At 70.0% G+C, this 14,230-nt stretch carries 12 protein-coding genes, 1 tRNA gene and 1 other RNA gene; 6 read left to right on the top strand and 8 right to left on the bottom strand.

What is annotated here, in order from left to right; translation table 11 throughout:
- Positions 1–15: 15 nt before the first annotated feature.
- The 5 genes from QFZ29_RS03725 to QFZ29_RS03705 form a co-directional block, all read right to left on the bottom strand.
- The gene (locus QFZ29_RS03725) at positions 16–1,290 is read right to left on the bottom strand and encodes an aspartate kinase (protein ID WP_306892901.1); all 1,275 of its coding nucleotides are present in this window, start codon (positions 1,288–1,290) and stop codon (positions 16–18) included.
- Between the two features lie 246 nt (positions 1,291–1,536).
- Positions 1,537–1,890, bottom strand: coding sequence for a nuclear transport factor 2 family protein (locus QFZ29_RS03720; RefSeq protein WP_306892900.1), 354 nt, complete (start codon positions 1,888–1,890; stop codon positions 1,537–1,539).
- Positions 1,891–2,078: 188 nt separating this feature from the next.
- A complete protein-coding gene (gene recR / locus QFZ29_RS03715) occupies positions 2,079–2,675 on the bottom strand; it encodes a recombination mediator RecR (protein ID WP_129519821.1) in 597 nt (198 codons plus the stop codon).
- A 3-nt stretch (positions 2,676–2,678) separates the two neighbouring features.
- A complete protein-coding gene (locus tag QFZ29_RS03710) occupies positions 2,679–5,138 on the bottom strand; it encodes a DNA polymerase III subunit gamma and tau (RefSeq protein ID WP_306892899.1) in 2,460 nt (819 codons plus the stop codon).
- Between the two features lie 3 nt (positions 5,139–5,141).
- Positions 5,142–6,617 carry a phytoene desaturase family protein gene (locus tag QFZ29_RS03705; RefSeq protein WP_306892898.1) on the bottom strand — a complete coding sequence of 492 codons (1,476 nt, stop codon included), beginning with the start codon at positions 6,615–6,617 and terminating at the stop codon, positions 5,142–5,144.
- A gap of 113 nt (positions 6,618–6,730) precedes the next feature.
- On the opposite strand from QFZ29_RS03705, the gene QFZ29_RS03700 reads away from it, so the two are divergent.
- From QFZ29_RS03700 to QFZ29_RS03680, 5 genes are all read left to right on the top strand, one after another.
- Complete coding sequence (locus QFZ29_RS03700; RefSeq protein WP_306892897.1) at positions 6,731–7,102, top strand: TraR/DksA family transcriptional regulator; 372 nt, start codon at positions 6,731–6,733, stop codon at positions 7,100–7,102.
- A 257-nt stretch (positions 7,103–7,359) separates the two neighbouring features.
- Entirely contained in the window at positions 7,360–7,986 is a 627-nt protein-coding gene (locus QFZ29_RS03695) for a SipW-dependent-type signal peptide-containing protein (RefSeq protein ID WP_306892896.1), read from the top strand.
- A gap of 3 nt (positions 7,987–7,989) precedes the next feature.
- A complete protein-coding gene (locus QFZ29_RS03690) occupies positions 7,990–8,622 on the top strand; it encodes a SipW-dependent-type signal peptide-containing protein (protein WP_306892895.1) in 633 nt (210 codons plus the stop codon).
- Between the two features lie 3 nt (positions 8,623–8,625).
- A complete protein-coding gene (locus tag QFZ29_RS03685) occupies positions 8,626–9,987 on the top strand; it encodes a signal peptidase I (RefSeq protein ID WP_306892894.1) in 1,362 nt (453 codons plus the stop codon).
- On the top strand, positions 9,984–10,484 hold the full coding sequence (locus tag QFZ29_RS03680; RefSeq protein ID WP_306892893.1) for a hypothetical protein: 501 nt from the start codon (positions 9,984–9,986) through the stop codon (positions 10,482–10,484). Before QFZ29_RS03685 ends, QFZ29_RS03680 begins: the two co-directional genes overlap by 4 nt.
- 15 nt (positions 10,485–10,499) lie before the next feature.
- Here the strand turns inward: QFZ29_RS03680 and QFZ29_RS03675 are convergent, their stop codons facing one another.
- From QFZ29_RS03675 to ffs, 3 genes are all read right to left on the bottom strand, one after another.
- Positions 10,500–11,705: an acetate/propionate family kinase gene (locus QFZ29_RS03675; protein WP_306892892.1), complete on the bottom strand. Its 1,206-nt coding sequence runs from the start codon at positions 11,703–11,705 to the stop codon at positions 10,500–10,502.
- Positions 11,702–13,861 (bottom strand): phosphate acetyltransferase, encoded by a 2,160-nt coding sequence (gene pta, locus QFZ29_RS03670; RefSeq protein WP_306892891.1) that lies wholly within the window; start codon positions 13,859–13,861, stop codon positions 11,702–11,704. Before pta ends, QFZ29_RS03675 begins: the two co-directional genes overlap by 4 nt.
- A gap of 36 nt (positions 13,862–13,897) precedes the next feature.
- An RNA gene (gene ffs / locus QFZ29_RS03665) (signal recognition particle sRNA small type) lies at positions 13,898–13,994 on the bottom strand.
- Between the two features lie 132 nt (positions 13,995–14,126).
- On the opposite strand from ffs, the gene QFZ29_RS03660 reads away from it, so the two are divergent.
- Positions 14,127–14,214, top strand: a tRNA-Ser gene (locus QFZ29_RS03660).
- Positions 14,215–14,230 lie beyond the last annotated feature (16 nt).

The following is a 14,230-nucleotide window of genomic DNA, read 5'->3' as shown; positions in this document are numbered from 1 at the left end:
CCTCGGATGCCGCGATCAGCGGCCGGTGCCGGCGTGCACGACCGCGTCGTCTTCGCCGTCGAGCTCGAACGCCGTGTGCACGGCGCGCGCGGCGGCGTGCACGCTGTCGGCGCGCGTGACGACCGAGATGCGGATCTCGCTCGTGGAGATCATCTCGATGTTGATGCCCGCTTCGTAGAGCGCCTCGAAGAGTCGCGCCGAGACACCCGCTGCCGAGCGCATGGCGGCGCCGACGAGCGAGACCTTGCCGATCTGGTCGTCGTACTGCAACGAGGTGAAGCCCACGGCCTCTTGCGCGCTCGAGAGCGCGGTGAGCGCCCGCTGGCCGTCGGTCTTCGGCAGGGTGAACGAGATGTCGGTGCGACCCGTGGAGGCGGCCGAGACGTTCTGCACGATCATGTCGACGTTCGCGTTCGTGTTGGCGACGATCTTGAAGATCTTCGCGGCGACGCCGGGCACGTCGGGCACGCCGACGATCGTGATCTTGGCCTCGGTGAGGTCGACCGCGACACCGGCGATGACGGACTCTTCCACAGTTTCTCCTTCGGGAAGACGCGAGGGATCGTAGACGATCGTGCCCTCACTGTTGTTGAACGACGAACGCACGTGCAGGGTCACGCCGTGCCGGCGAGCGAACTCGACGGCCCTGATGTGCAAGACCTTGGCTCCGGATGCCGCGAGCTCGAGCATCTCCTCGCTCGTGATGCGGTCGAGCTTGCGGGCCTTCTTCACCACGCGCGGGTCGGACGTGAACACGCCGTCTACATCAGTGTAGATCTCGCAGATGTCGGCCTCCAGAGCCGCCGCGAGCGCCACCGCCGTGGTGTCGCTGCCGCCGCGGCCGAGGGTCGTGATGTCGCGGGTGTCGCGGTTGAAGCCCTGGAAGCCGGCGACGATGACGATGGCGCCGTCGTCGAGCGCCTCGCGCAGCCGAACCGGGGTGACGTCGACGATGCGAGCAGCGCCGTGCGTGGCATCCGTGATCATGCCGGCCTGGCTGCCCGTGAACGAACGCGCCTCGTGGCCCATGCTCTTGATCGCCATCGCGAGCAGCGCCATGGAGATGCGCTCGCCCGCCGAGAGCAGCATGTCGAGTTCGCGGGGCGCCGGAATGGGCGTGACCTCGTTCGCGAGATCGAGCAGCTCATCGGTCGTGTCGCCCATCGCGGAGACAGCCACGACGACGTCGTTGCCCGCCTTGCGGGTCTCGACGATGCGCTTGGCGACCCGCTTGATGCTCTCTGCGTCGGCGACAGACGATCCGCCGTATTTCTGCACGATCAAGCTCACGTGGTCTCCCAGGGTGATTGCCGGCGCCGTCGCGCCCGGAGACCCAATCATACGGCGGCGCGTATACGCTCCCGGCAATGTGACGGCGGGGTAGAGTGCGCTCATGCCGGCCTACGGGGTGGGGGTGCTCGTCGCCACCCTGGTGGCTGCCGCATTCCAGTGGCACGCGATTCGGGTCATCTCCCGCGAGGCTCGGGTTTCGACGGTCGACCGCTCGCAGCCGGGGAGACGGATGCCTCGAACCGATCAGTGCGGCCGCGGCATGTACCACTCGGTGAACTCGGTCGCGCGACCGTCTGGGTCGAGCCGGACGATCCACAGGTTCAGATAGTCCTTCTCGGCCGGATACTCCGTGCGCCCCTGCACGACCACGAAGCCCTCGTCTTCGTGCAGGATCTTCCAGTCGAACGACCACGTGCCCGGCTCGTCGCGATCCTCCAGCCAGCCGGCGATGATCGCGTCGCGGCCTCGCCGCGGCTCGTCATCGGGGTTCGGAAGGTACGCGGCGTCATCGGTGAACAACGCGCCGATCTGCTCGGGATCGTTCGATTCCCACGCCGCGACGTAGTTCGCGACCCACTCCGCTCCTGCGCTCGCCACGGGTTCTGTTCTACGCGCGCCACGACGGCGCCGTCAAGCGATGTGCGACTGCGCGGTCCGACTGCGCAGGAGCATCCGTGTTCGGCTGGAGTGAGTGAATTCGCGCCTCGGCGCGAACACGGTGCCTCCACTGCGGGCGGATGGGCCCGGCTGGATGGGCCCGGCTGCCGCGGCATCCGTTCGCGCGACTAGCCGACGACCCTGCGGCCCTCGAAGGCGCGACCGAGAGTGACCTCGTCGGCGTACTCGAGGTCGCCGCCGACGGGAAGACCCGAGGCGAGGCGGGTGACCCGGATCTCGAGGGTGGTGAGCAGGCGGCTGAGGTAGGTCGCGGTCGCTTCGCCCTCGAGGTTGGGGTCGGTGGCGATGATGACCTCGGTGACGGTTCCGTCGGCGAGGCGCTGCATGAGCTGGCGGATACGGAGCTCGTCGGGGCCGATGCCGTCGATCGGGCTGATGGCGCCGCCGAGCACGTGGTAGAGACCGCGGAACTCGCGAGTGCGCTCGATCGCGACCACGTCTTTCGCCTCTTCGACGACGCAGATGAGCGCGGGGTCGCGGCGTGGGTCACGACAGATGGAGCATGTTGCCTGCTCGGAGACATTGCCGCAGATCTCGCAGAAGCGCACCTTCTCGCGCACCTCGGCGAGGATCTCGGCGAGCCGGGTGACGTCGAAGTGCTCGGTCTGCACGATGTGGAACGCGATGCGCTGTGCCGACTTCGGGCCGATGCCGGGGAGGCGGCCGAGTTCGTCGATCAGCTCTTGGACGATGCCTTCGTACACGCGTTACCCACGCTCCCCGAAGCCGGGCCGCGAGGGCGCCTCGACCTCTTCGAGGAAGGTGGCGCCGAGCACCTCGCGCACGACCGACTCGCCGTAGCGCTGGATGCCACCGCCGGTGGTCGCACCGGCAGGCGCAGCGTCGGGCACGGATGTCTCGGTCACGATGTCGGGCACCGGACCCGGGTCGAACGGCGGCTCGAAGTCTTCGGGAGGCGCATCGGCGTCATCGGGCACGTCTGCGGAAGAGACGTCGGCCAGGACGACGGAGGTGACGGATGCGGCAGCAGCGCTGGCCGCGGACGCGGTCGTGGGATCGGCCGCGACCGTGTCGGATGCCGAGTCGGCTGGCTCTGAGCGCGAGCCGGAGACCGGATCAGCAGGTGTCTCGTCGAGCTCGCTCGCATCGTTGGGGATGGCGACCGTCGCCCAGGAGTCGACCGTGGCGGCAGGCGCGGCCGTAGCCGGTCGCTTGGTCGCCGTGTTCGGCGTGCGCTGGGCTGTCGGGCTCGCGGCACGAGCTTGGGCGTCGTCTGCGCGTGGCGGCACCGAGGGTGTCGGAGCGGCAGACGCACCAGCAACTGCCGCGGCGGGAGTGGCGGTTGCCCCGGTCGGGGCGCCGGTGGCAGCGGAGCTCGCGCCGGTGTCGCCGATGCCGCCGCCGACACCCGGCGCCGGCGACGGTGCGTCGGACTGCGGCGCCGCGCCGCTGCGAGGCGCCGCGGAACCTGGCCCCTCGACCTTGGCGATGAACTTCACGCGCACGCCGAGCACCTCGATGATCGCGCCGCGCAGGAGCTCGCTCACGCTCTGGCCGGGAGCGCCGCCACGGAATCCGGCGACGTCGTGTTCACTCGGGAACGCGAGCACGAGCACGTCGTCGTCGCGGAACTCGCGTACTTGCGCCGTGAACGCGACCATCCACGCACTGCGCTTGGTGCGCTGCAACGACGCCAGCACCTCGGGCCAGGCGTCGCGCACCTGCTGGAGGGTGACCGGGCCGACCGGTTTCACGGGCGCGGATGCCGCGGAAGGTGCCGCTGCGGCCTGCGGTTCCCCCGACGCGGCCGGCGCTTCCGCCGGAGTTCGTGAGGGCTTCGAAACCGGGACTGCCGTGGCCGGCGCACGCGAGGGTTCGGTCGCGGCAGCGGCGCCCGCGCCATCGGCGCCGGCGGGGCCCGGAGCCTCCGCGGAAGCACGCGCAGGGGCGGGCGGCGCAACGGGCGCAGCAGGTGCAGAGGGCGCCAGCGCAGCCGCACGCACGGGCGGCGCCGGGCTCGCGGCATCCGTCGCCGAATCAGTCACGCCGACCCGGCGCTCGAGGCGCTCGACCCGCGCGAGGGCGCCGCGCTCGGTGTCGTCGCTCGAGGGCACGAGCACGCGGGCGAGCATGAGCTCGAGGTGCAGGCGCGGCGACGTGGCGCCGGTCATCTCGGTGAGGGTCTGGTTCACGAGGTCGGCGACGCGCGAGAGCTCGGCCGAGCCGAAGGCCTTCGCCTGCGCGGCCATGCGGGCGAGCTCGTCGGTCGGGATGCCGCGGAACACCGCAGCCGCGGCCTCGGGCGACGACGCCGCCACCACGATGAGGTCGCGCAGGCGCTCGAGCAGGTCTTCGACGAAACGGCGCGGGTCTTGCCCCGTCTGCACGACACGATCGGCGGCGGCGAAGGCACCGGCGGCATCGCTCGCGCCGATCGCATCGACGACCTCGTCGAGGAGGGCCGCGTGCGTGTAGCCGAGCAGCGCGACGGCACGCTCGTAGTCGATGGTGGGCCCCTCGGAACCGGCGATGAGCTGATCGAGGAGCGACAGGGTGTCTCGCGGCGACCCGCCGCCGGCGCGCACGACGAGCGGCAGCACACCGGGCGCGACCTCGACGCCCTCTTCGGTGCAGAGCTGCTGCACGTACTCGAGCATCGGGCCGGGCGGTACGAGGCGGAACGGGTAGTGGTGGGTGCGCGAGCGGATGGTGCCGAGCACCTTGTCGGGCTCGGTCGTGGCGAAGATGAACTTGATGTGCTCTGGCGGCTCTTCGACGAGCTTGAGCAACGCGTTGAAGCCCTGCGGCGTCACCATGTGCGCCTCGTCGAGGATGAAGATCTTGTAGCGGTCGCGAGCCGGTGCGAACACCGCACGCTCGCGCAGGTCGCGCGCGTCGTCGACGCCATTGTGACTCGCCGCGTCGATCTCGACGACGTCGAGCGATCCGCTGCCGCCTCGGGAGAGCTCGACGCAGCTCGGGCACACGCCGCACGGGGTGTCGGTGGGGCCCTCTGCGCAGTTGAGGCACCGCGCGAGAATGCGAGCCGAGGTGGTCTTGCCGCAGCCGCGCGGGCCGCTGAAGAGGTAGGCGTGGTTCACCCGGTCGGTTCGAAGCGCGGTCATGAGTGGCTCGGTCACCTGGGACTGGCCGATCATCTCGGCGAACGTCTCAGGCCGGTAGCGGCGATACAGGGCGGTGACCACGCCTCAATCGTAGTTCGCGCCGCCGACACGATCGCCGGATCCGGCGAACCGGGGATGGCCGAACACGTCGCGCAGCACGGTCTTCGCCGCCAGATGGCCGGCCATGCCGTGCACGCCCGGCCCGGGAACCGTCGAAGCCGAGCACAGGTACACCCCCGGCATCGGCGTTCGCCAGGGCCGCCGGGCGAGCACCGGCCGCGCGAGCATGCTGCGCAGCGTGAGGGAGCCCGACCCGATGTCGCCGCCGATGAGGTTCGCATCGTGCGCTTCGAGCTCGGCCGCGGTCGTCGCCCTCGATGCCAGCACGGTGTCGCGGAAGCCCGGTGCGAACTCCTCGATGCGTGCGGTGACGTGTTCGGTCGCATCGAGCGTCGACCCGTGAGGCACGTGAATGTACGCCCAGACCGTGTGCCGCCCGGTGGGCGCCCGCGACGGGTCGAAGAGGCTCGGCTGCGAGAGCAGGACATACGGATGCCTCGCCGGCCGCCCGGCCGTCACCTCGCGTTCCGCGGCCCACACCTCCTGTGCCGTGCCGCCGAGGTGCACGGTGCCGGCCTCGGCGAGCCGTTCGTCACTCCAGGGCACCGGCGCGGAGAGCGCGAAGTCCACCTTGCTGAGCCCGTTGCCCGGGCGACCGCCGCCGCCGACGTACCGCCGGAGCGAGCGCGAGGCCGAATCCGGCAGGCGATCTCCGATGAGGCCGGGCAATCGCGCCAGCCCGATGTCGAGCACCACGGCATCGACGTCGCCGAGCTCAGCGATCGACGTCACCCGGGCATCCGTCTCGACGACTCCCCCGAGCGACTCGAGCTCGGCCACGAGCGCATCGACGATCGCCTGCGATCCGCCGATCGGGATCGGCCAGCCGTCGCCGTGCGCGAGCGTCGCGAGCATCAGTCCGGTCGCCGCCGAGCCGAACGAGGGCATCGGCCCGCTCGCGTGCGCTGCCGCGCCGGCGATGAGGGCAGGTGCATTCGCCTCCCTGAACGTGCGGGCTCCGGCTCGCGTGGCGTGCAGCAGCACGCGAGCGCCGAAGCGAGCGGTGATCAGCGGATGCCGCGGCGGCAGCATCGACCCGAGCACCGACTCCACGAGCCGATCACGCTGCCGCACGAGCGGAGCGAACAGTCGTTGCCACGCTCGCCCGTCACGACCGAGATCGTCGGCCGTCCGCTCGAGCGAGCGCCACGCGATCGCGGATCGACCGGGCATCGCTTGCGCGTAGGAGGCATCCGGAATCGCGAAGCGCACGCGATCAGTCAGCCCGAACTCGCGGAAGAACGGCGAGGCGATCGCCATCGGATGCACCGCTGAGCCCCAGTCGTGCAGGAAGCCGGGCTCGGTGAGGGGCAGCGTGCGCGCGCCCCCGCCGATCGTCGGTTCGGCCTCGAACACCCGCACGTGCACGCCGGCGCGAGCGAGGGTGACCGCGGCGGCCAAGCCGTTCGGTCCGCTTCCGACGATCGCGACGCCTGACACGCGACCGAACCTAGTCGAGGTTGCGCCTCCGCACGCAATAATTCGCTGTCGGCGATGCCGAACGCTCCAAACCGATGTGGCAGGCGTACCATTCGGGAACCGGAAGGAGCGCCATGTCCACGACGATGACCCCGACTCAGCTCGAACGCTTCCAAGTGAAACTCCTGAAGGAGCGAGCCGACGCCGAGGAACGGTTCGCCGAGTTCGGCGTTGTGATGAGCGAGGTCCGTGCCGCCCGCTCGGGCGCCTCCGCCGACGACGAGCACGACCCCGAGGGCCCGACGATGACGCAGGAGTGGTCGCAGCGCAGCGCCGTGCTCGCCGATGCGCGAGCCGAACTGAGCAACGTGGATCGGGCGCTCGCCCGTATCGCCGATGGGAGCTACGGCATCTGCTCGCGTTGCGGCAAGCGCATCGCCGTCGCCCGGCTCGAGGCGCGGCCCACCGCGGAACTCTGCATCGACTGCGCCCGGCTCGTCGGCTGAGCCTTGGCCGAGGGCTCTCCGCTGAGCTGAGCACGGTTCCGGCTCGCTGGCGAGCCCTGTTTCGACCGCTTTGTCCCAATTCGGGGGACACGCGTACTCCACGCTTGCCCAGTCCCCATATGGGAGGACACGCACCCTCGCTTGCCCGGTCCCCGTAAGGGGGGACACGCGAAGCTCGCTATCTCCTCAGAACGCGCTTACGCTCGGGCTCACCAGTCATGGGACGCATGGCCGGATCCCATCAAATGGGGGACACAATGGAAACTCCACTCGAGCAGGCAACAGCGCAGGTCAATGCGTCCGGACGGCGTCGCAAGGCGATGGCGGTGATCGCCGGCGGGCTCGTGCTCGGCGTCGGCGCCGCGATCACGCTCGCGGCCTGGAACGACTCCGAGTTCGCGACCGGCAGCTTCGGATCCGGCACCTTCGATCTCGAGGGGAGCACCAACGGCACGACATTCTCGAGCGACCTGGTGGCTCCAGGAAAGACCCTGAGCTTCGTGGTCGACGCCGATGCGCTGTCGCCTGGCGACGTCGTCGCCGTGCCGTTCGCCGTGCAGCTCTCCGCAGACTCGACCTACGAGGCGGACCTCACGATCGAGGCGGTGAGCGGCGACCCGATCGCCGCCGACCTCACCTACGAAGTCGTCGACACGGGCACCTTCGTCGCCGGCTGCGATGAGGCGACGGCGGGGACCACACTCGTCCCCAGCGCCGCCACGACGGAGAGCGGACCGACTGCGCTCCCGTCATTCACGGCCACAGAAGAGCCATTGAACCTGTGCTTCGTCGTGACAGCGGGCCCTGACATCGATCAGAACCTCACGGGTACAGTCACTTGGGAATTCGTCGGAACGTCGACGGATCCGCTCTCGTCGGAGTAGCGGATGCCACGGCACGCCGAACGGCGACGCCGGCGCGGTGCCGCCCGATGGCGGGCGGTGCTCGCCGGCGGGCTGGTGCTCGGCGCAGGTGCGACGGCGACGCTCGCCGCGTGGACCGACACTGAGGTCGCAACGGGCGACTTCGGCTCGAGCGTCTTCGACGTGCAGTCGCAGAGCGCGGGAAGCCCGACCTATGCCGACAACCTGGCAGCGCCCGGCGCAAGCCTGACGTTCACTGCGAGCGCGATGTCGCCCGGCGTCTCGCACTACGCATGGCTGAATGTGCGCACGACGCCCGCCTCCACCGTGGGCGGCGACATCGTGCTCACCGGGCTCGACCGCAGCGGCGGACTGGAGACGGCACTCGAGTACCGCGCCGTGCGCACGTCGTCACCGAATCCCGGGATTGCGTGTACCGCGGCAGCGTTCGCTGCTCCCTCGACCTTCATCGTCGGCGGCACGACGACGTGGGTGCCGCTCTCGAACGCACCGCCAGCGGGGGTGTCGAACCCCATCGGCGCCGCTGGGGCATCGATCGGCTTCTGCTTCGATGTGCGGGTGATGGCGGGCGCCGCGAACAGCTTCCAAGGCCAGAGCGCTTCAGCTACGTGGACCTTCACCGGAACCTCTGGATAGACCATGACCTCGATCGCACGAAAGGCGCTGCACGTATCTGGCGAGGTCGTGCTCACCCTGCTCGCCGCGGGCGGTGCGGCGTGCATCCTGCTCGTGCTCGCCGCGGTGTGGTTCGGTGCCTCGGTCATCCTCTTCAGCACGGGCTCGATGACGCCGACGATCCCCGCCGGCTCAGCGGCGCTCGTGCGCGAGATCCCCGCAAGCGAGGTCGAGGTGGGTGATGTCGTGACGGTCGATCGCCCGGACGCGCTGCCCATCACCCACCGAGTGGTCGCGATCGAGGGCACCGGCGCCGTTCGCGAGCTCACGCTTCGAGGCGATGCGAATCCGACGGACGATCCGTTCCCCTACTCGGTCTCCCACGTTCGAGAGGTCATCTTCTCCGTGCCGGGCATCGCATCCGCCATCGACGCAGCAGGGAATCCCGTGCCGCTGGCGACCGTGACGGTGCTCATGGCCGGCCTCGTGACGTGGGCGTTCTGGCCGCGGCGGGAGCCGCCGGGTGGCGCAGCGCCCGCACGCAGCTCGAAGCGCCGGGAGCGCATGCGCCGATCGACGGGAGCGCGCCATGTCGGCGCGGCCGCGGTCGTCGTGGCGGCCGCGCTCATCGGCGTGACCACGACACCCCAGCCCGCGACCGCAGCGACCACCGAGCACATCGTGCAGGGCGAAGTGATCCGGCTCACCTCGATCCTCGACGCCGAGCAGGCCCGGAACCTCGAGCCGGGAGTCGAGTCCGTCTGGATCGTCGGAGTCGAGGCGATCACCGACGAGCCGGGCGCCATCGACATCGACCTCGAGTTCGCCGCCGACGAACCGGCGCTCACCATTTCGGTCGCCGCGTGCGACGTACGCTGGACGGATGCCGGCTGCTCTTCGGGACAGCGCGATCTCCTCGACGTGACCGCGACCGATGTGGCAGCGAGCCACCGTCTCGACGAGATGTCGACGAGCGAGGAGCGCTGGCTCCGGCTGTCGGTCGGCTTGGCCGACAGCGGCGCCGAGTCGATCGCTGCGGGGTGGCGAGACCTCGTCGTACGTGCCAGCGGATTCGGCGAGTCGTCGGGCATCGGACCAGGTGGTGACGGGATCCTCCGCAAGGGTCCGCCGGATGACCGGATCGCCCGCACGGGTCCCCCGGATTACGGGATCGCCCGCACGGGTCCACCGGATGACGGGATCGCCCGCACGGGTCCACCGGCTGACGGGATCGCCCGCACGGGTCCACCGGCTGACGGGATCGCCCGCACGGGTCTCCCCTTCGCACCCGGCGCACTCGTGATAGCGGCATTGCTGCTCATCGCCGCCGGAAGCGCCGCGCTGATCCGGCGTCCGCGCGAGCGGCCAGACGGGAGGAACGGATGACGCGCCTCCGGTACCCCATGGTCGGAGCGGTACTCGCACTCGGCGCCGTTCTCACCTTCTCGGCGCAGTCGACCGCGACCGACGCAGGGTGGAGCGAAGCGACCGTAGCGAAGGGCGAGTTCTTCGCGCTGACCGTCGTTGCGCCGACAATCTTGGGGTGCACGGCGGGCGGCACCGACCTCTCGCCGACCCTCACCGCACAATGGTCGTTCCCCGTCGGGAGTGGCTACACCGCGCCAACGAACATCAACCTCTATTACTCGAACGACGGCCTGCTTTCGAATCTCGTGCTGATCGGCGCCGGCGCCTCGACGAGCGGCCCGAACGGCAGTGGTGTCTACACGACGACATACAACATCGGCCTGCTCGGCGGCGTGTTGAACAGGCAAGCGGCCATCGGCTTCGAGACCACGGTGAATGGCTGGACCTCCTTCACGCGCGCGACTGCGCTGGCGAGGTGGCCGCTCATCGGCTCGAATTCGTGCACGGTCAACTAAGCCGAGGAGGTCCGCTCATGCCTCGACGGCCGCGAGCGTCTGGCGCGCGATCTCGAGCTCCTCGTTCGTGGGCACGACGAGCACCGCGGTGCGCGAGGCATCGGTCGAGATACGGCGCGCGTGGCTCGCCCGCGCCCGGTTGCGGTCGGCGTCGAGCTCGACGCCGAAGCCCTCGAGTCCCGCGAGCGACCATTCGCGCACGATCGGCGAGTTCTCGCCCACACCCGCGGTGAACGCGATGGCATCGACGCGGCCCAGCTGGGCGGCATAGGCGCCGACGTAGGCGCGGATGCGGTGCGTGTACACCTCGAGCGCGAGGGTGGCCGCTTCGTCACCCGACTCGAACGCGCCGACGAGGTCGCGCATGTCGCGATGGCCGCTGAGCCCGAGCACGCCGCTCTGCGAGTTCAGGAGCTTATCGGTGGCATCCGTGTCGAGCCCGGCCACCCGCTGGAGGTGCAGGAGCACCGCGGGGTCGATGTCGCCCGACCGCGTGCCCATCACGAGCCCCTCGAGCGGCGTCATGCCCATGCTCGTCTCCACCGAGCGCCCGCCCGAGACGGCGCACGCGGATGCCCCGTTGCCGAGGTGCAGCACGATCGTCCGCAGCTCCTCGACCGGTTGCCCGAGGAACTCCGCCGCCGCTCGAGACACGAACCGGTGGGAGGTGCCATGGAAGCCATAACGCCGCACCCGGTGCTTCGCTGCGAGCTCACGGTCGATCGCGTACGTGTAGGCCGCGGGCGGCAGCGTCTGGTGGAAGGCCGTGTCGAACACCGCGATGTGCGGCACGTCGGGAAAGGCCTGCTGCGCGGCGACGATGCCCGCGAGGTTCGCGGGGTTGTGCAACGGCGCGAGCTCCTCGAGCTGTTCGATCTCGCGCTTCACCTGGTCGGTCACGACCGTCGGCTCGACGAAGCGCGAGCCGCCCTGCACGACGCGGTGCCCCACCGCGACCGGCGAATGCGACTCGAGCGACGGCCCGTGCTCCTCGAACGCGTCGAGCATGAGCTTGAACGCCGCGTCGTGATCTGGGATCTCCTCGTCGGTGTCCCACGTGTCGTGGTCGTTCTCGGCATCTTCACGGCGATGCTGCACGTGCCCCTCGGCCTGCCCGATCCGCTCGATGAGGCCGTTCGCGAGCGCGCGCCCGGCCTCGACGTCGATCAGCTGGTACTTCAGCGACGAGGAACCCGAGTTGACGACGAGGACGATGCTCACGAGGCATCCGCCGCCTGGATCGCCGTGATGGCCACGGTGTTCACGATGTCCTGCACGAGGGCGCCGCGCGAGAGGTCGTTGATCGGCTTTCGCAGGCCCTGCAGCACCGGCCCGATCGCTACTGCGCCCGACGAGCGCTGCACTGCCTTGTAGGTGTTGTTGCCCGTGTTGAGGTCGGGAAAGATGAACACGGTGGCCCGGCCGGCGACCTCGGAATCGGGAAGCTTCGTGCGCGCGACCGCGGCATCGGCGGCGGCGTCGTACTGGATCGGCCCCTCGACCGCGAGCTGCGGCGCGCGCTCGCGCACGAGCTGGGTCGCACGGCGCACCTTGTCGACCTCGGCGCCCGAGCCCGACTCGCCGGTCGAGTACGAGAGCATCGCGATGCGCGGCTCGATGTCGAACTGCGCCGCCGTCTCGGCCGATGAGACGGCGATGTCGGCGAGCTGCTCGGCGGTGGGATCAGGCACGACGGCACAATCGCCGTAGACGAGCACGCGGTCGGCGAGTGCCATCAGGAACACGCTCGAGACGACCTCGACCCCGGGCTTCGTCTTGATGATCTCGAATGCCGGCCGGATCGTGTGCGCCGTCGTGTGCGCTGCGCCCGACACCATGCCGTCGGCGAGACCCAGGTGCACCATCATCGTGCCGAAGTACGAGACGTCGCTGACGGTCTCCCGCGCCTGCTCGAGGCTGACGCCCTTGTGCGCGCGGAGCCGCTGGTACTCGTCGGCGAAACGGTAGACGAGCACGTGGTCGTGGTTCGAGAGCACGGTCGCGCGTGAGATGTCGAGGCCGAGGCCGATCGCGCGGGAACGCACCTCGATCTCCTCGCCGAGGATCGTGAGCTCCGCCACGTCACGCGCGAGCAAGGTGGCTGCTGCGCGCAGGATGCGGTCGTCGTCGCCCTCGGGGAGCACGATGTGCTTGCGCACCCCACGCGCCCGTTCGAGGAGGCCGTACTCGAACATGAGCGGCGTGACGACCTCGGCGCGCGCGACGTCGAGCAGGTCGAGCAGGCCCTGCCCGTCGACGTGCTTCTCGAAGAGCGAGAGCGCCGTGTCGCGCTTGCGCTGCGACTCCGCCGCGAGCCGCCCGCGGGCATGCGTGATCGCGAGCGCGGTGTCGTAGCTGCCGAACTCGGTGCGGATGATGGGCAGGCCCGCCTGCAGCCCGTCGACGAGTCGCTCCACCTGTTCGGCGAGCGGGAAGCCGCCGTTCAGCACGATGCCCGAGATCGACGGGAACGTCGCCGAGGCGTGCGCCGTGAGCACGCCGATGAGCACTTCGCTGCGATCGCCCGGCACCACGACGACCGACCCCTCGATGAGCCGCGTGAGCACGTTCTCCATCGACATCGCCGCGACGACCACGCCGAGCGCCTCGCGGTTCAGGAGGTCGGGATCGCCCGCGTACAACTCGCCGTCGACCGCCGACATGATCGTGCGCATCGAGGGGGCGACGAGGAACGGGTCTTCGGGAATGGCCCACACGGCGACGGATGTCTCGGCCAGCACCTCGGTGCCCGCGGCATCCGCTCCCGAGCCGGCGGCCTCCCGCACGGCCTCGACGATCTCGATGAGCCGATCGGGATCGGCGCGATTGGCCACGATGCCGAGGAGACTCGCGTGCTCACGTCCGAGCTCCTCGACGGCGAGCTCGGTGAGCTGGGCGAGCTCGTCGGGGGTTCGCGCGTCGGAGTAGCCGAGTCGCTCCGAGCGGCCGCGGCCCTCGCCGACGCGGCCGCCGAGCACGAGCAGCACGGGGGCACCGAGGTTCGCCGCGATGCGCGCGTTGTAGGCGAGCTCGGTGGGACTGCCGACATCCGTGAAGTCGGAACCGAGCACGACCACGGCATCGCAGCGGTCTTCGACGGCCTTGAAGCGGCGCACGATCGTGGCGAGCGCGGCATCGGGGTTCGCGTGCACGTCGTCGTAGCGCACGCCGATCGCGTCGTCGTAGTCGAGCTCGACCACGCCCTCGTGGCTGAGCAGCAACTCGAGCACGTAGTCGCGCTCGGCGGTCGATCGGGCGATCGGACGGAACACGCCCACGCGCGTCGCGCGCCGGCTCAGGGTGTCGAGAGTTCCGAGCGCGACCGTGGACTTGCCGGTGTTGCCCTCAGCCGAGCAGATGTAGATGCGGTGCGCCACCCGCCCAGCCTATTGGGCGGGCATCGCGGCGGGCATAAGAAAGACCCCCCGCGCACCCGCCAGAGCCGGGTTACCCTTGCTGCGTTTCCGCCCTGGGGGAGTTGGCCTGGATGGCGCCACGCGGGGAGCCGTCGTCCATTCTACCCGTTCTCGAGCTCGGGTGAAGCCCTGTCGCATCGGCTCGACCGATCGCGCGAACGGCGGGCGTTCGGAAGTCGGGTACGATTTCATGAGGTCGCACGCGCTTTCGAGTGCCGCGTCCCGTGGAGGATTCGCCTAGTGGCCTATGGCGCACGCTTGGAAAGCGTGTTGGGTGCAAGCCCTCGGGGGTTCGAATCCCCCATCCTCCGCCAGTTGGTCTCCGCCGCG

The organism is Agromyces albus (genome assembly GCF_030815405.1).
Lineage (GTDB): Bacteria > Actinomycetota > Actinomycetes > Actinomycetales > Microbacteriaceae > Agromyces > Agromyces albus_A.
Note: the sequence above shows the minus strand (reverse complement) of the source record. Positions and strands in the feature narration are given on the sequence as shown.